Here is a 21,690-nt window from a genome sequence, read left to right as displayed (position 1 = left end):
CGAGTGCGGGACGGGCGGGGTGGTGCGGGACGAGGGCACGGCACGGCCTCGGGCAGCGGGCACGGCGGAGCCGGCAGGGCCCGGGCCACGGGCGGAGGACCGCGGCGGAACCGCCGGAGTCAGCCGGCGGCCGCCCCCGCAGACCGCCGGAAGCGGGTCGTCCGGTGCACCGGATCGGTGTCGAGCTTCGGGATGACGTGCTCACCGATCAGCTTGATGGTGTTCATGGTGTCCTCGCAGGACACCCCGATCGGCAGCCCGAAGGAGAGCTGGTCGGCACCGGCCTGCTCCCAGCGCTTGCACTGCCGCAGCACCTCGTCGGGGTCGCCGCAGATCATCAGCTCCTCGGCGATCAGCAGCTCGACGATCTCCTCGGTGTAGTCCGGGATCAGCTCGGGCCACCGCGGGATGCCCTCCGGCCGCGGGAAGGTGTCGTGGTAGCGGAAGAGCAGCGACTGCAGGTAGTTGAGCCCGCCGCCGACCGCGATCCGCACCGCCTCCTGGTGCGTCGGCGCACAGATGGCGGTCGACGTCACCATCACGTTGTCGTTGACGAAGTCCCCGACCGGCTCGGCGTCCCGCACCGCGTTCTTGTACGCGTCGACGACCCACTCCATGTCGGCGACCTTCTGCACACTGAAGCCGAGGACGCCCAGCCCCTTCTTCCCGGCCATCGCGTACGAGGACGGCGACCCGGCCGCGTACCACATCGCCGGGTGCGACCCCCCGTACGGCTTGGGCAGCACCTTGCGCGGCGGCAGCTGCCAGTGCTTGCCGCGGAACCCCTGGTACTCGTCCTGGAGCCACATCTTGGGGAATTCCGCGATGGTCTCCTCCCAGATCTCCTTGGTGTGGTTCATGTCGGTGACGCCCGGCAGGAACCCCAGGATCTCGTGGCTGCCGGCCCCCCGCCCGGACCCGAACTCGAAGCGGCCGGCCGAGAGGTGGTCGAGCATGGCGACCTTCTCGGCGACCTTCACCGGGTGGTTGACGGGGGCGAGCGGGTTGAAGATGCCCGAGCCGAGGTGGATCCGCTCCGTGGCGTGTGCGAGGTAGCCGAGGAAGACGTCGTTGGCGGAGAGGTGGGAGTACTCCTCCAGGAAGTGGTGCTCGGACGCCCAGGCGTACTTGAAGCCGGACCTGTCCGCCTGGATGACGTACGCGGCCTCCTCCATCAGTGCGTGGTGCTCGGCCTCCGGATCGGCCTGCGCTCGCGCGGCGGGCACATAGCCCTGCACAAAGAGCCCGAATTCCAAGGGGGTTCACCGTCCCTCACCCGCCGCCGCGGCGACTCAAGATTTTCTGACGCATTGTCAGATTCGACGAACGACACCGACTGTTCCAGCGGCGCAGAACCCCGTCAATACCCGCGACCGGCCAACCTGACGTGCCATCAGATACGCGCCCGCGCGCCCCTCAGACCGGACTCTCCCCGGCCAGCCACCCCCCGTCGATCACGAACGGCTGCCCCGTGATGTACGACGAGTCCTCGCCGGTCAGGAACAGCGCCAGCCGGGCCACCTCCTCCGGCCGCCCGATCCGCCCCAGGGGCACCCGCCTCCGGCACAGCTCCGCCACGATCCGCGCGCCCTCCTCCGGGTCCGCCGACGGGTCCGGCGCGCCCTCGTCGACCATCGGCGTGTCCACCGCGCCCGGACACAGCGCGTTCACCCGGATCTTCTGCGCCGCCAGCTCCAGCGCGGCGACCCGGGTCAGCCCCACCACCGCGTGCTTGGCGGCGGCATACGCCCCGACGAAGGCCATCCCGGTCAGCCCCGCGTACGAGGCGGTGTTGACGATCGTCCCGCCGCCGGCCGCCGCGATCCGCGGTGCCACCGTCCGCATCCCCAGGAAGCAGCCCGTCTGGTTGACCGAGACGACCTGCTGGAACTCCTCCAGCGGGGTGTCCACCAGGGCGTTGAAGCGCACGATCCCCGCGTTGTTGACCAGCCCGTCGACCTTCCCGAACGCCTCCTGCGCCACCTCGACCAGCGCCGCCCAGTCCTCCTCCACCGCCACGTCCAGCCGCACGAACCGGGCGTGCCGCTCCCCCAGTTCCGCGGCCAGCGCCGCCCCCTGCTCCGCCAACACATCACCGAGCACCACCCGCGCCCCCTCCGCCACGAAGAGCCGCGCCTCCTGCTCCCCCTGGCCCCGCGCCGCCCCGGTGATGACGATGACCCTGCCGTCGAGCTTCCCCATACCCGTACTCCTCTTGATGTGCCGCCCCCCTGACGACGGCGGCCCGTACACACCCGCTCAGTCGTTCAACAACGGCCCGACCTCGGCCCCGAACGCCGTTATCTGATCGGCGAGTTCAGCCCGCCCCCGGCTGCGGAACCGCACCTGGATCTGCCGCACCCCCATCGTCGCGTACTCCCGCAGCGAGGCGGCGATCCGCTCCGGCGCCCCGGCGAGCGTCCGCCGCCCCACCTCCCACCCCGGTTCCCCCACGTACACCGGCTCGACGATCGCCCCGATCTCGATCGGCTCCGCCACCCCCGCCTCCTCCCGCACCCTCAACAACGTCCGGATCTGGTCGGGAAGTTGCTCCCGCCGGTCCCCCTGCGGCAGCCACCCGTCCCCCCGCACCGCGGCCCGCCGCACCGCCGCCGGGGACGAGCCGCCCACCCACACCGGCGGCCGCGGCCGCTGCACGGGCCGCGGCGCCTGCCCCAACCCCGCGAACCCAAACCGCTCCCCGCCGAACTCCGGGAACTCCTCCTCCCCCCACGCCGCCTTCAACGCGTCGATCGCCTCGTCCAGCACCGCCCCCCGCCGCGCGAAGTCCACCCCCAACGCCTCGAACTCCTCCCGTACATGCCCGGCGCCGACCCCGAGGATCAGCCGGCCCCCGGACAGCCGGTCCACCGTCGCGTACTGCTTGGCGCTGATCAGCGGATGCCGCAGCCCGACCACCGCCACATGACTCAGCAGCCGCACCCGCTCCGTCACCGCCGCGAGATACCCGAGCGTGGCCACCGGGTCGTACCAGACCACCCCCATCGCCGCCGCCAGCCGCCGCGGCACCGCCACATGCTCACAGCACCCCACATACGCGAACCCGGCCCGGTCGGCGGCCCGCGCCACCTCCGCCAGGTCCTCCGGCCCGGCCGCCGCCTCCCACCCCTCCGCGAAGATCCCGCTCTGCGCCTGCACCGGCAGCTGCATCCCGTACACCAACCGCCCCTGCGGCAGCACCTGCACCATGTCCGCGCTCCTTCCCTACGACCGGGTCCACCGCACGCACTCGGCGTGCGGTCATGGTGATATCTGACGGAGCATCAGACAAGTGGGCCGACCGCCGGGCCCACGCCGGGCTCCGTCGGATGCGCCCCGGGCCGCCGCGTCGCGGCCGCCCGCCGACGCGGGCGTCTGCGAGACGTGAGTGAAGCGTTAACGGAACGTCAGCCGCCCCGGGAAGAGTGGTGCCCACGACGCGGGAACGACCTCGGAGAGTCCCGCACTCGGACACAGGGGACCCGATCATGCGCACCTCCCGCATCCGCGCCACCGTCCTGGCCACCGCCACCGCCGCCCTCGCCCTGAGCCTGACCGCCTGCGGCGGCGCGGACAACGGTGCGAAGAACGACGCCGCCGGCGTCGGCCAGAGCCAGTCCGCGTCCGGTGGGGACGCCGGCACCACGCAGGCCAACAGCGGCACGGACACCAAGGGCGCCAAGGACGCCACCCGGTCGGCGTCGGCCGGCGCCGGCGCCTCCGCGGGCAAGGGCGCCCAGGCGGCGGGCCAGTGCGTCGGCGACGAGCTGCTGGTCACCGCGGAGCACCGGTTCGCAGGCCAGCAGGGTGACCACCTGCTGATCACCGCGGTGAACAAGGGCGACAAGTCCTGCTGGGTCACCTCGTACCCGTCCGTCAAGCTCAACGGCGAGGGCGCCACGCTGCCGCTCTCGAAGAAGGCGGAGGGCGGCGGCCAGCGGATCACGCTCCGCCCCGAGGGCAAGGCCTACAGCGCCGTCAACCTCTTCGACTACGGCAAGGACGACCGCCGCGGCACCGGCCTCTCCCTCGCACTGCGCGACAAGAACGGCCACGAGCAGCCCGCGTACTCCGTCGACGTCAAGGGCGACAAGGCGGAGTACGCCTGGAACGAGGCCGACGTCCTGAACTGGAACACCAAGAAGCCCTACGACTTCTGACCCCGCCGGGCCGGCGCGGACGCGCCCCGGGACGCACCCGGGGTCCGTCGATCCGGCCCTTGACGTTCCGCTCGACGGCACCGCCTCGCCGAGGCCGCCCCCGCACGCATCCCACGCGATCCACCGCCGCGAGCTCCGGGCCGCCCTCCCAGGACTGAAAGTCCGGGAGGGCGGCCCCTTTTCGTCACCGCACCCCACCAGGACACGGCGCCCTTCAGGGGAGCACCCGGAACACTCCCGCGGGGCGGACCGGGGACGCCGCGGGCTGCGCCCGTCGCCCCCGCCGGGGAGCCCTCATCCAGAACCGTCGCCCGGCACACCGTCCAGCCGAGCACCCCGACTGACCGCCACCCGCCGCACATCCCGCAACGCACGCGTCAAGTTCCCGGCCAGAAAGCGGAGTTCCCGTTCCGACAGCTTCGCCTCGCCCAGCATCCCGTCAACGGCCCGGTGGCGCCATCCGCTTGCACACCGCTTGCACAGATACCGGGCAGGCCGGATGTGTCTTTGACACCATGAGGAAGTGACCATTCGGCCGAGCGGGTAAGGCGAAGGACATGGGCGCTCAACAGCAGGTCCCCGGTCCCGGAAGCAACGTGGCCAGGCGGCGCAAGGAACGAGGGCTCAGCCAGGTGGCGCTGGCGCGACGTGCGGGAGTGTCGGTCTCACTTCTCAGCAAGATCGAAGTGGGCGACCGCGCACTCACGCAAGGGGTCGCAGCGGCCTTGGCGCGCGCATTGGAACTCACCCTCGATGCACTTCTGGGAAGCGCCCCGGAAAAGAACCTCAACGAATTGAACTACGCCATCCGCAGGTTCGACCTCCCCGGAGAACCACCGAAGCACCCCGAACTCCTGCAACAGCACGTCGATGCACTGAACACCCTCCGCTGGAACACGGAGATGTTCCAGCTTCTGCAACGACTACCGGCCGTCCTCGCGGACGTGACCAGCCACGCACATCTCACGGGCACCCCCCGAGCGTGGGGCCTGGTGGCCGACGTGTACAGCATCGTCTACTGGCTGGCCGCGCGTCACCGATGGATGCACCTTGCCGAACTTGCCACCATGAAGCAACGACTGGCCGCCGAGCGAGCAGATCCCGTCGCGGCCGTCGTGGCGGCCCGCGACGACGCCGGAACATTCCTCAACTCCGGTGACTTCGCGGGCGGACTGGCCGTCGTCGACCGGGCCCTCGTGCAAGCCGAATCGACGCTCAGCGGGCGCGAGCGCGCCTTCGGACTCGGCATTCTGCATCTGCGCGGCCTCACCCTTGCCGGACGCCTCAAGGACAAACAGGCGACCAACAACCACATCGAAGCCGCCTGGCGCGCCTCTGCGGAATTCGGTGCGGAGACCGCCGAACACGGAATCCACTTCGGGCCCGAGAACACCGCGACGCACGTCATCAGCACGGCATCCGATTTGGAGCAACACCGCACGGCGCTGGATACGGCCGAGGAACTGCTGCGGAGCGGCTTGTCGCTGCCGGCGACCCGGGTGTCTCCGCTGCACATGAACGTCGCGCGTTCCCAACTCGCCCTGGGAGAGCGCGAGAACACTCTGGAGAGCCTGGAGAAGGCATGGGCGGTCGCTCCGGAAATGATGGCGGTCCACCCCACCAGCCTGGAGTTGACCCGAGTACTGATTTCGCAACACAAGCGGAGCAACGAACGCCTGACCCAGATCGCCCACCGGCTGGGCGTCGTCGTGTAGCGGTCCCGATCAGGTACGTGGGCGACAGGGAGACAGCGGCGCCGCCGCGGCGTGGCCCGGGGCACGGAGCACCTTGACGGAGTCCACGAGGGACGGACCCCCGCTCCGGGCGCGCGACAACGTGCTGTCGGCGTTGCCGGCGTTGTCGGCGCCTTCGAAGCCGCCCCGCGCCGCCTCAGTTCGTCGGCGCCGACACCCCCCAAAGCCCCTCCCGCGTCAGCCCCAACAGCTCGATCGCATTCCCGCGGACGATGCTTTCGACGACATCAGGGGCCAGGTGGGACATCTGGGTCTCGGCGATCTGGCGGGACCTGGGCCAGGTGGAGTCGGAGTGCGGGTAGTCGGTCTCGTAGAGGACGTTGCCGATGCCGATGGCGTCGAGGTTCTTCAAGCCGAAGGCGTCGTCGAAGAAGCAGCCGTAGACGTGGTCGGCGAAGAGTTCGGACGGCCGGCGATGGACCTTGTCGGCGACGCCGCCCCAGGCGCGGTTCTCCTCCCAGACGACGTCCGCGCGCTCCAGGATGTACGGGATCCAGCCGATCTGGCCCTCGGCGTACATGATCCTCAGGTTCGGGAAGCGCTCGAAGGCGCCGCTCATCAGCCAGTCGACCATCGAGAAGCAGCAGTTGGCGAAGGTGATCGTGGAGCCGACCGCGGGCGGGGCGTCGGTCGAGGTGGACGGCATCTTCGAGGACGAGCCGATGTGCATGGCGATGACGGTGCCGGTCTCGTCGCAGGCGCGCAGGAACGGATCCCAGTAGTCGGTGTGGATGCTGGGCAGCCCCAGGTGGGGCGGTATCTCGCTGAAGCAGACGGCGCGGACGCCGCGGGCGGCGTTGCGCCGCACCTCCGCGGCGGCCAGCTCCGCGTCCCAGAGGGGGATGAGGGTGAGCGGGATCAGCCGGCCGGCGGCCTGTGGACCGCACCACTCCTCCACCATCCAGTCGTTGTACGCGCGCACCCCGAGCAGCGCCAGCTCGCGATCCTTGGCCTCGGTGAAGGTCTGGCCGCAAAAGCGCGGGAAGGTGGGGAAGCAGAGGGCGGACTGGACGTGGTTGACGTCCATGTCGGCCAGGCGCTCGGGGACGCGGTAGGAGCCGGGGCGCATCTGCTCATAGGTGATGCCCTCCAGCTTGATCTCGTCGCGGGAGCAGCCGACGGCCGTGTCCAGACGGGTCAGCGGACGGTGCAGGTCCTCGTAGATCCACCAGTCGGTCAACGGGCCGTCGTCCCCGGGGGCACCCATTTCGGGGGCGAACCTGCCGCCGACGAACGTCACTTCCTTGAGGGGCGCGCGGACGATGCGCGGGCCGGTGTCGTGGTACTTCGACGGGAGGCGGTCCCGCCAGACGTCGGGGGGCTCCACGGTGTGGTCGTCGACGGAAATGATTCTGGGGAAGGGCCGGTCGGACTCCATGGGCTGGTTGGTCTCCATGGGCTCGTTGGTCTCCATGGGCGGTACGGTAGCGCTGATCTGACGGATCGTCAGTAAGCTGGGAGCGGGGTACTGAAGGTGGCCGGGAGCGGACGGAGGGGGCGGGGGCGGGCCCGGTGGGGCGCGTCGGAGAACCGGGCGGCCCGGTGGCGCGTGTAGGCAGAAGGGCCCGATTGACCGGTCCCGGTCCGTCGGCAGAAACAAACCAGCCAGTCGGGGATGCCGTTCGCGAGCCGGGGTAGGTGGGCTGCGGGCGTGCGGCCGTTCCACGGGCCGGAGTTCGACCGGGTGGGCAGCAAGGAGGCGTGCGGGTGGCAGCGGCTACGGAACACCGGGGCCGAGCTGGGGAATCGCGGGGGGGGGGAGCGGCACTGCGGAAGAATGTGGAAGGCTTCCCTCCGCGCACGCGGCGGGGGCCGGCGCCGCCCCGGTGGCACCGCACGAGGAGGCTTTGTGCACGCTCCGGACCCCTACTGACGTAACGGGTCGCGACAAGGCAGACTGACCGTTGCGCCCGAGATAAAGGCGCGAACGGCCAAGACAGCGCGGACGGACGGGATACGGCAGGGGGACACCATGGACGACGGTCCGGGACAGGTGCGGGAGCGGCTCCGCTTCACCGTGCTCGGTCCCGTGCGGGCCTGGCGCGGCGAGACGCCGCTGGCTGCGGGTTCCCCGCAGCAGCGCGCCCTGCTCGCCGCGCTGCTGCTGCGCGGCGGACGCACCGCCACCGCGGCCGAGCTCGTCGACGCCCTGTGGGGCGACGAACCGCCGCACGCCGCACTCGCCGCACTGCGCACCTACGCCTCCCGGCTCCGCAAGGCGCTCGGCGCGGACGCACTGGTCAGCGAGTCCGGCGGCTACGCCCTGCGGCCCGTGGACGGCCTCCCCCTGGACCTCGACCACGACGCCGCCGAGCAGTACGCCGCGGAGGCCGAGAAGGCCAAGGCCGCCGGGGACCGCGGCCGGGCCCGCGAACTCCTCGACGCCGCACTGCACCTGTGGGACGGCGAACCGCTCGCCGGAGTGCCCGGCCCGTACGCGGAGAACCAGCGCACCCGCCTCCACGAGTGGCGGCTCTCGCTCACCGAGCACCGCCTCGACCTCGATCTGGAGGCCGGCTACCACGCCGAGGCGGTCTCCGAACTCACCGCGCTGACCGCCGCGCACCCGCTGCGCGAGCGGCTGCGCGAACTGCTGATGCTGGCGCTGTACCGCAGCGGCCGGCAGGCCGAGGCGCTCGCGGTCTACGCCGACACCCGCAAGCTGCTCTCCGACGAACTGGGCGTCGATCCACGCGCGTCACTCTCCGATCTCCACCAGCGCATCCTCCAGGCCGACACCGACCTCGACGCCCCGTCCGCCGCCGACGGCCACGACGGGCACGAGACCGCCGTCATCCGCCCCCGCCAGCTCCCGGCCACCGTCTCCGACTTCACCGGGCGCACCGCCTTCGTCAAGGAGCTCAGCGACCAACTGGCCACGGCGGACGGCAGCGTGATGGCGGTCTCCGCGGTCGCCGGCATCGGCGGCGTCGGCAAGACCACGCTCGCGGTGCACGTCGCGCACGCCGCGCGGGAGCACTTCCCGGACGGGCAGCTCTACGTCGACCTCCAGGGGGCGGGGCACACGCCCGCCGAACCGGAGGCGGTGCTCGGCGCGTTCCTGCGCGCCCTGGGGACGGCCGACTCCGCCATCCCCGACGGCCTGGAGGAGCGCTCCGCCCTCTTCCGCTCCACCCTCGCCGGACGACGCGTCCTGACCCTGCTGGACAACGCCCGGGACGCCGCCCAGGTCCGCCCGCTGCTACCGGGCACGGCGGGCTGCGCGGCGCTGATCACCAGCCGGGCGCGGATGATCGACCTGGCCGGCGCGCACCTTGTCGATCTCGACGTGATGAGCCCGGAGGAGGCCCTCCGGCTCTTCGCCCGGATCGTCGGCGAGGAACGGGTCACCTCCGAGCGGCAGGCCGCCATGGCAGTCGTCGGCGCCTGCGGGTTCCTCCCGCTGGCCATCCGCATCGCCGCTTCCCGACTGGCCTCCCGCCGGACGTGGACGGTCTCCACTCTGGCCAGCAAACTCGCCGACGAGCGCCGTCGGCTGGACGAACTCCGCGCCGGCGACCTCGCGGTGAAGGCCACGTTCGAACTGGGCTACAAGCAGCTGGAACCCGCCCAGGCACGCGTTTTCCGGCTACTGGGACTCGCCGACGGCCCGGACATCTCCCTTGCGGCCTCGGCGGCGCTGCTCGACATGGACGTCGACGATGCCGAGGAACTGGTCGAATCCCTCGTCGACGCCTCCCTCTTGGAGTCTGCGGCCCCCGGCCGCTACCGCTTCCACGACCTGGTCCGCCTGTACGCCCGGGCCTGCGCGGAACGGGACGAGCAGCCGCCCGCAGAACGGGACGCGGCGCTTTCCCGGCTGCTGGACTTCTATCTGGCGACGGCCGCCCGGATGTACGCCCTGGAGCGCCCTGGAGACCGACTGGTCGACCACATGGAGCCGCCTCACAGCACCGGCCTCGTCTTCGCCGACCGTGCAGCGGCACTGAGTTGGCTGTTCAGCGAGGCTGGTTGCATCCTGGCCTGCGCACAGCAATCGACGGGCCCTGCATCCCTGCGCCGGGCGGTGGACCTGCTCCTGCTGACCAGGGATCTGGCCGAATCAGGCGCCGACGCGCTTCAGTACGAACAGGCCAGTGTGGCCCTTCTCTCCGCTGCCCGCGAAGCCCAGGATCAGCGTGCTGAGGCACGGATTCACACTGCGCTCACCAACGTCCATACCCTGTCCGGGCGCTTCGACCAGGCGGATGAGCATGCCAAGTCTGCGATGTTGCTCGGGCTGGCCTCCGAAGACCCCTTCTCCTCCTCTTACGCGGCAAACGACCGCGGAATCATCGCGGTCATCCAACAGCGTTACGACGACGCCGAGGCATATCTGACCCAGGCACTCTCGGCCTTCCGCGACGACTACAACCAGCAGTCCGAGGCGAGCGCGCTGTGCAATCTCTCGCGCGTCCACGTAGACACAGGACGGCTGCACAGTGCGGTCCAGCTGGCTGAGGAAGGCATCGCGATCTACCGCCGTGTCGGGGCGCGACGGCGTCTAGCAAACGGCATGTATGCGCTCGGGCAGGCACTCGCCCGCGCCAATCGCTTGGACGAGGCGAAGGAACAACTCGCCAAGGCACTGGGGATATTCCAGGACAGCAGGCAGCGGTTCTGGGCGGGCATGACGCACTTCAGGCTCGCGGAAATCTCGCTCGCCAACGGCCACCCCACCGAGGCCGCCGCCAGCGCGGAGCAGGCCCTCACGGCATTGCGCAGCGTGGGCGGAGAGTGGTGGCGCGCGCACATCCTCACGCTATTGGGCCGCACCCTCAACGAAATTGGGCATATCGGGCGCGCACGGGCCTGCTGGCAGGATGCTCTCGTCATCTACGAACGGCTGGGCGCGCCGGCCACCGACGAGGTCCGAGCTCTGCTGAGTCCGGCCAAAGTCGCGTAGCCGCAGGCCAAGGGGCGTTGCGAAGGGCGTTTATCGATCGTTCATCGCGGCACGCCACTCTCTATTCATCGAACCGCCGCCTCGGGGGGCAAGCGGCTCGGTGCCCAGGCCGCGGAGTTATCGTGAGCGGCCATGCCACGCTCGTCCGGCGGCCAACGGGGGAGTCGCCGGACGAGCGTGACCAAGCATCAAGCGCCCATACAGGAGTTGATCACAGTGACCACCGAGAACAAGGCTCCGAAGCCGAACGAGCGCGATGTCATCAAACCGATGGACAACCACGTGCCCATCGCAGCGCCCTCTCTCGGCAAGAAGAAGACCGTCAAGAAGCCTGGAGAGATGGTGCCCGCCGACAACCACGTGCCCATCATCGAGACCAGGTAGCGGTCGAGGCACGGAGAAACCAACCGGGGGATGCGGGGGCAGGGGGGGACAGGGGGAACACCATCCGGGGGGATACAGGGGGATCGCAGGGGTCGTTCCAATGGCAGGGAGGGGAAGCCATTGGAATCGGCCCCTGCGGCGTTTCCCGTCTCAGCAGAAAAACCTTCGATGGTTGGCCGCTTTTCACCGCAAGGCTCGAACATGTGCGCCTGCTTGGCATTAGTTTGTTTTCGGGAACAGCAACGTTCCCCGCTTACCCAGGAGTTGGAATGACCCGCACTAGGAAAGCACTTGTCGTCGCCGCCATTTCGGTAGGCGTACTCAGCGGTGGCGCACTGCCCGCCATGGCTGACAGCCACGTACCCATCACACCGGATTCCGTAACGGCCCTGGCCACCCACCGCCCCGTGACATCGCAGAGCAGTCACATCCCGCTGATACTGCAGAGCGTCAGCTCCACCCTGTCGCCGCTGGACAGTCACGTCCCCTGATCCCAAGGGCATTGCTGCAGATCCCAGGGCGCAAGCCACGACGCGGGGCCGGGCGCATGTCCCGGCCCCGCCCCTTGGGTTGTGCAGCCTGCTGACGGATCGTCATGTCCGCTGCTACTGTCACGTCGCACTTCCGCCCCACCACTCCAGGAGGCGCGCCGTGTTCGAACCCGCCCGTATCCGCACGCTGTGGGAGCTGGTCGAGTACCGGGCCCGGGCTTCCGGGGACGCGCCGATGCTCATCGACGGGGGCGAGGGGGGATACGGGGACGGCGCTCGCACCGTGAGCTTCGGTGCGGTGCGGGACGCGGCGTTGCGCGCGGCCGCCGGGTTCCATGCGCGGGGGATCGGCCCCGGGACGCGGGTGATGTGGCAGTTGCCCACCCGCATCGACACGGTGATCGCCTCGCTCGCGCTGGCCCGGCTCGGGGCCGTGCAGGCTCCGGTGATCCCGCAGCATCGGGCGCGGGAGGTCGGCTTCGTCCTGGCGGACTCGGGGGCGGAGTTCGTGCTCGTACCGGGGGTGTGGCGGGGGTTCGACCACGAGGCGATGGTGCGGGGGCTGACCAGGGGCGGGATGCAGAGCGTCTCGTTGGCGGACGGGCTGCCGGACGGGGACCCCGGCGCGCTGCCGGAGCCCCCGGAAGGAGCGGACGACCGCACCCGCTGGATCTACTACACCTCCGGAACCACCGCCGCTCCCAAGGGGGTTGAGCACACCGACGCCTCGCTGATCGCCGGCGGGGTGGGGCTGGCCACCGCGCTGGGGATGGCGACCGACGACATCGGCTCGATCGCGTTCCCGTACGCGCACATCGCCGGGCCGGACTACGTCATCGCCATGCTGGTCAGCGGTTTTCCGGCGGTGGTGCTGGAGCACTTCGACGCGGACCGGGCGGCCGAGGTCTACCGTCGGCACGGGGTGACGATGGCGGGCGGCAGCACCGCGTTCTACCAGGCGTTCCACGACGCGTCGCGGCGCCGCCGGGCGGTCGCGCCGGACGCCGGCCCCCTGATCCCGTCGCTGCGGCTGCTGTCCGGCGGCGGGGCGCCGCTGCCGCCGGAGCTGTACCGGGCGGCCGGGCGCGAGTTGGGGTGCGCGCTGGTGCACGGGTACGGGATGACCGAGTGCCCGATGATCGCGATGGGGACGCCGTACGACCGCGACGAGCAGCTGGCGCACACGGTCGGCAGGCCGGTGGCGGGCGCCCGGATACGCATCGTCCGGCCCGACGGGAGCGAGGCCGCGACCGGGGAGAGCGGCGAGGTGACGGTCACCGGGCCGATGGTCTTCCGGCAGTACACCGATCCCGCGCTGACCGCCGAGGCGTTCGGTCCGGACGGCGCCTTCCGGACCGGCGATCTGGGTCAACTGCGGCCCGACGGGCACCTGGTGCTCACCGGGCGGCTGAAGGACATCATCATCAGGAAGGGCGAGAACGTCTCCGCGCAGGAGGTCGAGGACCTGGTGTGCACCCACCCGGCGGTGGCGGAGGCGGCGGTGATCGGGCTGCCGGACCGGGAGCGGGGGGAGCGGGTCTGCGCGGTGGTCACGCTCCGCGGGGCGGCGGGCGGCAGCGGGGCGGGCGCGCGCCCGCTCACCCTGGCGGGGCTCACCGCACATCTGCGGGCGGCCGGGCTGATGACGCAGAAGCTCCCGGAACAGCTGGAGATCGTCGGCGAGTTGCCGCGCGGTGGACCGCTGAGCAAGGTGCTCAAGGCGCGGTTGCGGGAGCGGTACGGAAGGAGACAGGGCTAGCAGCGGACAAGGGCAGCGCGGACCAGAACACTGAGCGTGCGTGCAGCAATATCCCAGGGGGATCCCCTCTCACACCAGCGCCAGGGCTCACTAAGCATCTATAGACGCGATGATTCGAGGAGTCCCTGAAGGAGGTCGGCACGTGCCTCGCGACGGGTTTGCAGGCCAGGGCGGCCAACTTGGGGTGTCCCATACCCCATACGCCCACGGCGGCAGGATCAAGGGGTCAGACTCGCTGACAGGTGTGGCGCCGCATCCTGCGAAATCAGCCGTCTAAAAATCACGATGCCGGGGAAGGCCCTTCGAGTGTTTCACCGAATCCTCAACCCGCCGACATCACACCTCCCCTTCTCGCATCACGAAGGTATTCATCATTTACGGCGCGCAGACGCCTCGTTGCTCCGTCTCGTTGTGAACGCAGAAAATATCGATTAAGGAGACTGGCTACCATACCCATGGGCCTCCTGAAGTCGATAATGACAACAACACGCGTTCCGTCGCTACTATTCTCCACCTCGTGCTCAAAGGTGTCGTCGAGGACGACCCCCTCCCCTTCCTTCCATGTGTAAAAATCCTGGTCCACGCGCAAGCGCGGTGGATTCGTCTCAGGAGTTTTGACACACAGGTGATATCGAAGGAGGCCCGCATTCGCGCCCGCATGGGGAGCCAGACTGACGCCAGGCTCAAGCATCGACACCGCGACAGCTACAACTTCTGGCGTCTGCTCCGCAAACCCGATCAGGGAAGGACATTTATCCCTTGCTGACTCATTCGCAACTCCAAGTATATAAAGCGGCTGAAGCAACCATTCTTTAGATATATGCGACGCCCGCACAGGATCGATTTCTGAATATCTCATCATCTGACGCCCTTCCAGAAGTCTCTCGACCTCCTCCTGAAGGACCGCAAATTTTGACTCCAGTCGCCTCGCGGCAGGGAAAATCCCATACGGAGCAGAAATCCGAGTACGCCTCTCCCCGCCTCCAGAATGCAGAAAGAAAGAATTTAACGCCCACCTGACACACGCAAGCACCCTTGCACTATCCATACTGCTCCCCACTCAGGAACTCCCTTTGAGTTCCGGACTGAACCCAACATTCCAACCCCACGCCGCCCCGTACTCCCAATTCTTTAACTCCCAACACCCCGACCATGCCGACGCCTGTACACATCTGAGCAAATATTCGACGAATCCGGAAGGCCTACACGCCGATTCGACCGTTAATCTATCTCGATGTGCGCTTACAGCTATATCCTTCACATTTCTCACCATTGACACCTCATGTTTATTTTCCACCCTTCATTCCCGGCCGCGTTGTTGCGTGATGCGAAGGTCAACTAGGTGCTGGATACCTGTACTTCGCCCCCACGATGAACTATCGTCCTGGTCGATCTTTCTCGATTCACTCAGGAGGTTCGATCGATGAGCAGCCAGAAGAAGGCTCTGGGCGCCGTCGTCATCGGCGCGGCACTCGTCAGCGGAATGGCCCGAGTCGTTCGACGCGCCGCACAGACCGCCCCGTCCCTCGCCGACAGTCACATGCCTATATGGCCCATAAAGTAGCCACTGGACTTCACGTCACAACGTCTTCCCTGTCATCGGGTTGCGGCTGGCCGGTGAAGAGCATGTAGGCGTGCCGATCTCAATGATCATTTCAGAATGAGTTCGGTGTGGCGGCTGGGAGTTAAAGGCAGGGTCAGGGAGGGGCGACCGCAAGGTAGCGGGTCTTGCTCCTGGCAACCTGCAAGAATGGGTAGCCTGCTCTTCCCATCCCGGCCGCCACGGCAGCATCCATTTCAAGACCGTAAACCAGCGGACGCCCGCATCGCCTCTGTCCGGCATCGCATGTGTCGATTCGAGGGTGTAATCGCGGGCCTTCGCCCTTCGGCCTGTCAGGGTAGTGGCAAGCGTCACTCAATCGTGGACCGCAACAGCCCCTCGGTCGCGATGGCTCCGCCTGCAGGCGACTGCGAGCACGGAATCGCGCAACTCGCCCGGTTCCTAGAGGAAGTTCCGCCAATCCGGCTCCAGCGACGCGGCCCCCAACGTAGGCTCAAGCGGTTGTTCGCCCACACGGCTACAACTCGCCCAGCATTCACATCTTCTGGTGAAAATGAAGATACGGCACGGCGTCGAAGATTGCCTATCAGCCACACCCCCACACTCGGCCGCTCGTCATCCACTTGAGACGGCTAAGGGCTGTCCCGTAATCCCCGGCGGGTCAGCGTGCGGCGTCGGATGCGGTACATCGCAAGGCGGAGGGGCGCCCGAATACTGGACGTATTCGGGCGTTCCGACAACGCGGCGTGGGGGTGCCCCCTGCTCGAAGAGCTTGGGGGAGTGCCGTAGCCGTCGTCGCACGCCCGCCGGGGATTACGGGACAGCCCTTAGGCACCGCATCCGCCAGCAATCAATACACCTGATCCCTCCCCTTCTCCCCATCACTTCGCCCAAGCCCCCTCCTCAGCACCTTCTTCATGACCTTGCCGCTCGCGTTACGGGGCAGTGCGGCGACGAAGTCCACCTCCCTCGGCACCTTGTAGTTGGCCATCTCCCGGCGGGACCAGGCGATCAGGTCGTCGGCGGTGAGGCGGGAGCCGGGGCGGCGGACCGCGTACGCCTTGCCGACCTCGCCGAGGCGGCGGTCGGGTATGCCGATGACGGCGACCTCGGTGAGGTCCGGGTGGCGGGCGAGGAGCTGCTCGATCTCGGCGGGATAGGCGTTGAAGCCGCCGACGATGAACATGTCCTTGATGCGGTCGGTGATCCGGAGGTTGCCGGCCGCGTCGAGGACGCCGACGTCGCCGGTGCGCAGCCAGCCGTCGGGGGTGCGGGCGCAGGCGGTGGCGGCCGGGTCCTCGAAGTAGCCGGACATGACGTGGTAGCCGCGGACCAGGACCTCGCCGGGCTCGCCGGGCGGCAGCGGGCGGCCGGCGGCGTCCACCACCCTGACCTCGGTGCCCGGTATGGCGCGGCCCGAGGTCGCCGCGATCACCTCGGGCGGGTCGCCGCGGCGGCACATGGTGACCACGCCGGTGCTCTCCGACAGGCCGTAGGCGGTCAGGACGGTGGCCACCTTCAGCTCGCCGCGCAGCCGCTCCACCAGCTCCAGGGGGACGACCGCGGCGCCGGTGACGACCAGGCGCAGCGCCGAGAGGTCGTGCCGGGCGCGGTCGGGGTGGTCCAGGAGCTGCTGGTGGAGGGCGGGCGGGCCGGGGAGGACGGAGATCCGCTCGGCGGCGAGATTGGCGAGCGCGGTCTCCGTGCTGAAGACCGACTGCGGGACCATCGTCGCGCCGCGCAGCAGGCAGGCGATGACGCCGGCCTTGTAGCCGAAGGTGTGGAAGAAGGGGTTGACGATGAGGTAGCGGTCGTCCGCCCGGAGGCCGGCCAGTTCGCTCCAGACGCCGTAGGCGCGCAGGGTCTGGCCGTGGGTGATCACCGCGCCCTTGGGATGGCCGGTGGTGCCGGAGGTGAAGATGATGTCGGAGAGGTCGTCGGGGCCCAGGGCATCGGCCCGGGCGCGGACCGCGCCGGGCGGCACCGCCTCGCCGGCGGCGAGGAAGGCGCGCCAGGTGGTGAAGTCGGCGGGGGCGTCGTCGGCGAGCACCACGACCCGCTCCAGATGCGGCAGTCCGGGCAGCGGCCCGCGCCCGTCGCCCTGCTCGGTCGCGCGGCGCAGCGAGGCGACGTAGGAGGTGCCGAGGAAGGTGCCGGTGACGAAGAGGAGCCTGGCGCGGGTGCGGCGCAGCACGTCGGCCGCCTCGGCGCCCTTGAAGCGGGTGTTGACCGGGACGAGGACGGCGCCGGAGGTCACCGCGCCGAGGGCGGAGACGATCCAGTCGAGGGTGTTGGGCGCCCAGACGGCGACCCGGTCGCCGGGGGCGACGCCGGCCGCGACGCAGGCCGCGGCGGCGCTCTCCACCCGCGCGCCGAGCTCCGCGTAGGAGACCCGGGTGCGGCCCTCGACGACGGCCTCCCGGGAGCCGTGGCGCGCGGCGGCGGTGCGCACCAGGCGGGCCAGCGAGCCGTGGGCCGTATCCGCCCGCTGATCGAGCCGTTCGCCCATCGCCGTGCCTCCCGTCCGCCGCAACCATCCGCACCGTCGCACTAGCTGACTACCCGTCAGATTAACGGTAGCCTCCTCCGCTGTCAGCAGTGACGGCCGACCACGGAGGTGGCGATGGGGGCGACCCTCAAGGACGCTACGGCGATCGTCGGTATCGGACAGACACCCTTCGCCAAACGGCTCCCGGAATCCGAGAAGGCGCTGGCCTGCCGGGCGATCGTCGCCGCCCTGGACGACGCCGGGATCGCCCCCTCCGAGGTGGACGCCTTCGCCTCGTACACCATGGAGGAGACCGACGAGGTCGAGATCGCCAAGTCCATCGGCGCCGGGGACGTCACGCACTTCTCCAAGGTCGGCTACGGCGGCGGCGGTTCCTGCGCGACGGTGGCGCATCTGGCCGCCGCCATCGCCACCGGCCAGGCGAGCGTCGGCGTCGCCTGGCGGTCGCGCAAGCGCGGCTCGGGGCCGCGGCCGTGGACCGACACCCGCGCCCAGCTGCCCACTCCGGGGCAGTGGACCCGCCCCTTCGGGCTGCTCCGCCCGGCCGACGAGATCGGCATGCTGGCCCGGCGCTATATGCACGAATACGGCGCCACCCGCGACCACTTCTTCAACGTCGCGCTCGCCTGCCGCAACCGCGCCAACCAGAACCCGGCCGCGATGATGTACGACCGCCCGCTGACCCGCGAGATGTACATGACCGCCCGCTGGATCAGCGAACCGCTCTGCCTCTTCGACAACTGCCTGGAGACCGACGGCGCGCTGGCCTGCGTCGTGGTCGCCGCCGAGCGCGCCCGCGACTGCCGCCGGCGGCCCGTCTACGTCCACGCCGCCGCGCAGGGGCTGCCCGCCCAGCACCACGGCATGGTCAACTACTGGAACGACGACCCGCTCGCCGGCCCGGCCCATACCGCCGCCCGGCACCTGTGGAAGGGCTCCGACCTGGGACCGCAGGACGTCGACGTGGCGCAGATCTATGACGCGTTCACCCCCCTGATACCCCTCTCCCTAGAGGGCTACGGCTTCTGCGGACGCGGCGAGGGCGCGGCCTTCACCGAGGGCGGCGCCCTGGAGACCGGCGGCCGGCTGCCCCTCAACACCGCCGGCGGCGGCCTCTCCGAGGCGTACGTCCACGGCTTCAACCTCATCACCGAGGGCGTCCGGCAGCTGCGCGGCACCAGCACCGCGCAGGTCCCGGGCGCCGCCACCTGCCTCGTCACCGCGGGCGAGGGAGTGCCCACCTCCTCACTGCTGCTGAGGAGTTGAGACCCGATGTGCGCAGAGCGCTCCCCGCGCGGCACCACCGCCGCAACCGAATCCACTACCGTCCGTGACTCCATGACCACAAGCATGCCGGCCGCCACTGACAATCCCCCGGACCCCACCGCTGACCTGCTACGACCCGTCCCCGACGACGACGGCGCACCGTTCTGGGAGTACGCGGCCCGCGGCGAACTCCGCGTCCAGACCTGCTCCGACTGCGACGAACCGCGCTTCCCGCCCCGCCCCTGCTGCCCGCACTGCCAGTCGTTCACCGCCCACTGGCAGCGGATGAGCGGCCGCGGCCGGATCTGGTCCTTCGTCGTGCCGCACCCGCCGCTGCTGCCCGCCTACGCCGCACAGGCGCCCTACAACGCGATCGTCGTCGAGCTCGCCGAGGCCCCGCGCATCCGCCTGGTGGGCAACCTCGTCAGCGCCCCGGGCGCCGCCCTGAACTCCCTCGACCCGGCCCGGCTGCGCATCGGCGCCCCGGTCAGGGCGGTCTTCCACACCCCGCCCGAGGGCCCGACCCTGCCCCGCTGGGTCCTGGAGCGGCCATGACGTCCGCCGGGGTCCGCACCGAGACCGCCGACGGGGTCGCCCTGGTCACCCTGGACCGGCCGGCCCGCCTCAACGCCCTCGACCTCGCCACCGCCACCGAACTGGCCGGTATCTGGCGGGAGTTCCGCTTCGACGACACCGTCCGGGCGGCCGTGCTCACCGGCGCCGGCGGCCGCGCCTTCTGCACCGGCATCGACCGCTCCGCCGACGTGCCCCAGCCCGCCTCCCCGTTCTCCGTCGACGACCCGCTGCTCACCATCGGCCCGAAGGCCAACGACCTGTGGAAGCCGGTGCTCGCCGCGGTCGAGGGCATGGCCTGCGGCGGCGCCTTCTACCTGCTGGGCGAGGCGGAGTTCATCATCGCCGCCGAGGACGCCACCTTCTTCGACCCGCACACCGCCTACGGGATGGTCAGCGCCTACGAGTCCATCCTCATGGCACAGCGGATGCCCTACGGGGAGATCGCCCGGCTCGCCCTGATGGGCACCGCGGAGCGGCTCGGCGCCCGCCGCGCGCACGCCGTCGGGCTGGTCTCCGAACTGACCCCGCCCGGCGCGGCCGCCGAGACCGCGCTGCGCCGCGCCGCCGTGCTGGCCGCGCAGCCCACCGAGGCCGTCCAGGGCACCGTCCGGGCCCTGTGGGCGGCCAAGGAGGCCAACCGGGCCCAAGCGCTGGCGCACGCACCGCAGTTGATCGCCCTCGGCAACCTGCCGCCGGAGCGCCAGCACGCCCTGTTCACCGCGCGCCCGCGACACCCCGGGGACGCCCCGCCGCCCGTCAGATGACTCCCGGCCCCGCCGTCCACCGGACGCGCCGGGGCCGGGCCGCGTCACATCTTGGTCTTCTGCGCCCGGGTGACGTGGCAGGTGAACCAGAACGCCTGCCAAGAGGACTGGTTCAGCGTGTACTTGGCGGTGTAGGTCTCGGTCGCGCCGGGTGCCACCACGACGCTGCGCTGGTGCTGCCCGTAGGACGAGCCGTCCGCCGGCCGGTCCTTCATCCAGTCGATCCGCATGTCGTAGGAGTAGGTGCTGGTCGTCGACGGGTTGGTGATGGAGATCGTGTAGGTGAACTGGCGCAGCGAGGACGAGAAGTCGCAGCCGCTGCCGTGGATGTCAAAGCGCCCGTCCGGGTCGAAGGTCTCCTCGGTCGGCGACGGCGAGGCGTCGTAGCCGGGCGTGGTCTCCGACGACGTCGGATCGGAGGAGTCGTAGCTCGCGGAGGGCGAGGCCGTCGCCCAGGCCGGGGGCGGCGGCATCTTGGGCCGGCTGTACACGCAGCCGCCGACGGTGGCGACCGCGAGTGCCGCCGCGGCGGCCGCGACGCCCGTCCTGATTCCCCTGCCGACGCGGCCCCCGGTGGCCGTGCCCATACGTGTGCCCTGCGCCATGTGCTTCGTCCGTCCCCCGTTGTTCCGTTCACGACGCGCCCCCCTGGGGTTGACGCGTGCACGGCACCCTAGCAAGCACCGGTGACGGTGCGTGCGGACGCCTGAGCGGAGGTGATCGGTATCCGGACAGGCTGTCCAGGGCGCTTCTGACGGATCTCCGTGGACGCCGTGGAGATCCGTCAGAAGCGCCCTGGCGGGGGCAGACAGGCAGGCGTAGCGTCGGTCACGGGGTGGACAGGACGAGCCGAAGCGAGGCGACGCCGGTGCTGCGCAACGTTCTCGGATCCCTGATCGCCCTCATCGGAGCGACGGCCGCCGTCTGGAGCCCCTTCCGTCCCTGGTACGACGGCCGTCACGGCAGCGACTTCCGCATCGAGGACCTCTTCAACGGCCTCACGGACAACGGCGCCACGCTCTTCGGCTCCCTGGTGCTCCCGATGGTCTTCGCCGGGCTGCTGACCCTGGTCGGCGTGGTGCTGTGCTCCCGGCTGCTCATCACCGTCGCCGGGCTGGTGGTCCTGGGCTTCACCCTCTTGTGGATGGTCCGCCAGGGCCAGCACGCGGGCGAACTCACCGCCGGCACACAGGGGATGGGCGTCGGCGCGGCCAGCGCCCTGGGCGGCGGCGCGCTGCTGGTCCTGGGCGCCCTGATCATGCGCGGGCGCGCCCGCCGGGTACCCGCCTACGAGGACGACGAGGGGCCGCACCGGCCGCCGCCGCCCGAACTCTGGGACCCGGGCCGCCCGCCCGCCCAGGAATGGCACCCGGAACCGCACGCCCCCTCCGGGCACCCCACCCGGCCCCTCCGGCCGCTGCCGCCGACCCCGCCCGTGGAGTGGGGCAGGAAACAGCGGCCGAGCCCGGAGCACGGACCGGACGGCCCGGAACCGCCACCGGACGGCCACGGACCGCCCCCGCCGGACCGGACCGCCTAGGGACCAGACCGACCGGACCG

General features: G+C 70.2%; 16 protein-coding genes. 9 read left to right on the top strand and 7 right to left on the bottom strand.

What is annotated here, in order from left to right:
- Positions 1–119: 119 nt before the first annotated feature.
- From ACIQE0_RS13435 to ACIQE0_RS13425, 3 genes are all read right to left on the bottom strand, one after another.
- On the bottom strand, positions 120–1,256 hold the full coding sequence (locus ACIQE0_RS13435) for an LLM class flavin-dependent oxidoreductase (protein ID WP_402331285.1): 1,137 nt from the start codon (positions 1,254–1,256) through the stop codon (positions 120–122).
- A 160-nt stretch (positions 1,257–1,416) separates the two neighbouring features.
- The gene (locus ACIQE0_RS13430) at positions 1,417–2,202 is read right to left on the bottom strand and encodes an SDR family NAD(P)-dependent oxidoreductase (protein ID WP_402331283.1); all 786 of its coding nucleotides are present in this window, start codon (positions 2,200–2,202) and stop codon (positions 1,417–1,419) included.
- A 57-nt stretch (positions 2,203–2,259) separates the two neighbouring features.
- On the bottom strand, positions 2,260–3,210 hold the full coding sequence (locus ACIQE0_RS13425; protein ID WP_402331281.1) for a TIGR03619 family F420-dependent LLM class oxidoreductase: 951 nt from the start codon (positions 3,208–3,210) through the stop codon (positions 2,260–2,262).
- Positions 3,211–3,488: 278 nt separating this feature from the next.
- On the opposite strand from ACIQE0_RS13425, the gene ACIQE0_RS13420 reads away from it, so the two are divergent.
- Together ACIQE0_RS13420 and ACIQE0_RS13415 are read left to right on the top strand one after the other, a co-directional pair.
- A complete protein-coding gene (locus tag ACIQE0_RS13420) occupies positions 3,489–4,160 on the top strand; it encodes a DUF4232 domain-containing protein (RefSeq protein WP_402331279.1) in 672 nt (223 codons plus the stop codon).
- A gap of 557 nt (positions 4,161–4,717) precedes the next feature.
- Complete coding sequence (locus ACIQE0_RS13415) at positions 4,718–5,875, top strand: helix-turn-helix domain-containing protein (RefSeq protein ID WP_402331277.1); 1,158 nt, start codon at positions 4,718–4,720, stop codon at positions 5,873–5,875.
- Positions 5,876–6,050: 175 nt separating this feature from the next.
- Here ACIQE0_RS13415 and ACIQE0_RS13410 read toward each other — a convergent pair whose 3' ends face one another.
- On the bottom strand, positions 6,051–7,328 hold the full coding sequence (locus tag ACIQE0_RS13410; protein WP_402331275.1) for an amidohydrolase family protein: 1,278 nt from the start codon (positions 7,326–7,328) through the stop codon (positions 6,051–6,053).
- A 558-nt stretch (positions 7,329–7,886) separates the two neighbouring features.
- On the opposite strand from ACIQE0_RS13410, the gene ACIQE0_RS13405 reads away from it, so the two are divergent.
- The 3 genes from ACIQE0_RS13405 to ACIQE0_RS13395 all read left to right on the top strand — a co-directional run bounded on the left by ACIQE0_RS13405 (position 7,887) and on the right by ACIQE0_RS13395 (position 13,454).
- Positions 7,887–10,820 carry a BTAD domain-containing putative transcriptional regulator gene (locus ACIQE0_RS13405; RefSeq protein ID WP_402331273.1) on the top strand — a complete coding sequence of 978 codons (2,934 nt, stop codon included), beginning with the start codon at positions 7,887–7,889 and terminating at the stop codon, positions 10,818–10,820.
- Between the two features lie 216 nt (positions 10,821–11,036).
- Positions 11,037–11,204, top strand: coding sequence for a hypothetical protein (locus ACIQE0_RS13400; protein ID WP_366329885.1), 168 nt, complete (start codon positions 11,037–11,039; stop codon positions 11,202–11,204).
- A 651-nt stretch (positions 11,205–11,855) separates the two neighbouring features.
- Complete coding sequence (locus tag ACIQE0_RS13395) at positions 11,856–13,454, top strand: class I adenylate-forming enzyme family protein (RefSeq protein ID WP_402331272.1); 1,599 nt, start codon at positions 11,856–11,858, stop codon at positions 13,452–13,454.
- Between the two features lie 322 nt (positions 13,455–13,776).
- Here ACIQE0_RS13395 and ACIQE0_RS13390 read toward each other — a convergent pair whose 3' ends face one another.
- Together ACIQE0_RS13390 and ACIQE0_RS13385 are read right to left on the bottom strand one after the other, a co-directional pair.
- Positions 13,777–14,502: an aspartyl/asparaginyl beta-hydroxylase domain-containing protein gene (locus ACIQE0_RS13390; RefSeq protein ID WP_402331563.1), complete on the bottom strand. Its 726-nt coding sequence runs from the start codon at positions 14,500–14,502 to the stop codon at positions 13,777–13,779.
- Positions 14,503–15,865: 1,363 nt separating this feature from the next.
- Complete coding sequence (locus tag ACIQE0_RS13385) at positions 15,866–17,524, bottom strand: FadD3 family acyl-CoA ligase (RefSeq protein WP_402331270.1); 1,659 nt, start codon at positions 17,522–17,524, stop codon at positions 15,866–15,868.
- A 114-nt stretch (positions 17,525–17,638) separates the two neighbouring features.
- Here ACIQE0_RS13385 and ACIQE0_RS13380 point away from each other — a divergent pair, with 114 nt between their 5' ends.
- The 3 genes from ACIQE0_RS13380 to ACIQE0_RS13370 all read left to right on the top strand — a co-directional run bounded on the left by ACIQE0_RS13380 (position 17,639) and on the right by ACIQE0_RS13370 (position 20,130).
- Complete coding sequence (locus ACIQE0_RS13380) at positions 17,639–18,790, top strand: lipid-transfer protein (protein WP_402331268.1); 1,152 nt, start codon at positions 17,639–17,641, stop codon at positions 18,788–18,790.
- Between the two features lie 72 nt (positions 18,791–18,862).
- The gene (locus tag ACIQE0_RS13375) at positions 18,863–19,345 is read left to right on the top strand and encodes an OB-fold domain-containing protein (RefSeq protein WP_366329881.1); all 483 of its coding nucleotides are present in this window, start codon (positions 18,863–18,865) and stop codon (positions 19,343–19,345) included.
- Positions 19,342–20,130 carry an enoyl-CoA hydratase/isomerase family protein gene (locus ACIQE0_RS13370; protein ID WP_402331265.1) on the top strand — a complete coding sequence of 263 codons (789 nt, stop codon included), beginning with the start codon at positions 19,342–19,344 and terminating at the stop codon, positions 20,128–20,130. Before ACIQE0_RS13375 ends, ACIQE0_RS13370 begins: the two co-directional genes overlap by 4 nt.
- Positions 20,131–20,174: 44 nt before the next feature.
- Here the strand turns inward: ACIQE0_RS13370 and ACIQE0_RS13365 are convergent, their stop codons facing one another.
- Entirely contained in the window at positions 20,175–20,735 is a 561-nt protein-coding gene (locus ACIQE0_RS13365; protein WP_366329879.1) for a hypothetical protein, read from the bottom strand.
- A 230-nt stretch (positions 20,736–20,965) separates the two neighbouring features.
- On the opposite strand from ACIQE0_RS13365, the gene ACIQE0_RS13360 reads away from it, so the two are divergent.
- Positions 20,966–21,670, top strand: coding sequence for a hypothetical protein (locus ACIQE0_RS13360; RefSeq protein WP_402331263.1), 705 nt, complete (start codon positions 20,966–20,968; stop codon positions 21,668–21,670).
- Positions 21,671–21,690 lie beyond the last annotated feature (20 nt).

The organism is Streptomyces sp. NPDC093097 (assembly GCF_044754325.1).
In the GTDB taxonomy this organism is placed as follows: domain Bacteria; phylum Actinomycetota; class Actinomycetes; order Streptomycetales; family Streptomycetaceae; genus Streptomyces.
Note: the sequence above shows the minus strand (reverse complement) of the source record. Positions and strands in the feature narration are given on the sequence as shown.

Coding starts and splice junctions, on each gene's coding strand:
- ACIQE0_RS13430 (WP_402331283.1), bottom strand. CDS start 2,202: ATGGGGAAGCTCGACGGCAGGGTCATCGTCATCACCGGGGCGGCGCGG.
- ACIQE0_RS13425 (WP_402331281.1), bottom strand. CDS start 3,210: ATGGTGCAGGTGCTGCCGCAGGGGCGGTTGGTGTACGGGATGCAGCTG.
- ACIQE0_RS13420 (WP_402331279.1), top strand. CDS start 3,489: ATGCGCACCTCCCGCATCCGCGCCACCGTCCTGGCCACCGCCACCGCC.
- ACIQE0_RS13415 (WP_402331277.1), top strand. CDS start 4,718: ATGGGCGCTCAACAGCAGGTCCCCGGTCCCGGAAGCAACGTGGCCAGG.
- ACIQE0_RS13410 (WP_402331275.1), bottom strand. CDS start 7,328: ATGGAGACCAACGAGCCCATGGAGACCAACCAGCCCATGGAGTCCGAC.
- ACIQE0_RS13405 (WP_402331273.1), top strand. CDS start 7,887: ATGGACGACGGTCCGGGACAGGTGCGGGAGCGGCTCCGCTTCACCGTG.
- ACIQE0_RS13390 (WP_402331563.1), bottom strand. CDS start 14,502: ATGGATAGTGCAAGGGTGCTTGCGTGTGTCAGGTGGGCGTTAAATTCT.
- ACIQE0_RS13385 (WP_402331270.1), bottom strand. CDS start 17,524: ATGGGCGAACGGCTCGATCAGCGGGCGGATACGGCCCACGGCTCGCTG.
- ACIQE0_RS13380 (WP_402331268.1), top strand. CDS start 17,639: ATGGGGGCGACCCTCAAGGACGCTACGGCGATCGTCGGTATCGGACAG.
- ACIQE0_RS13375 (WP_366329881.1), top strand. CDS start 18,863: ATGACCACAAGCATGCCGGCCGCCACTGACAATCCCCCGGACCCCACC.
- ACIQE0_RS13370 (WP_402331265.1), top strand. CDS start 19,342: ATGACGTCCGCCGGGGTCCGCACCGAGACCGCCGACGGGGTCGCCCTG.
- ACIQE0_RS13365 (WP_366329879.1), bottom strand. CDS start 20,735: ATGGCGCAGGGCACACGTATGGGCACGGCCACCGGGGGCCGCGTCGGC.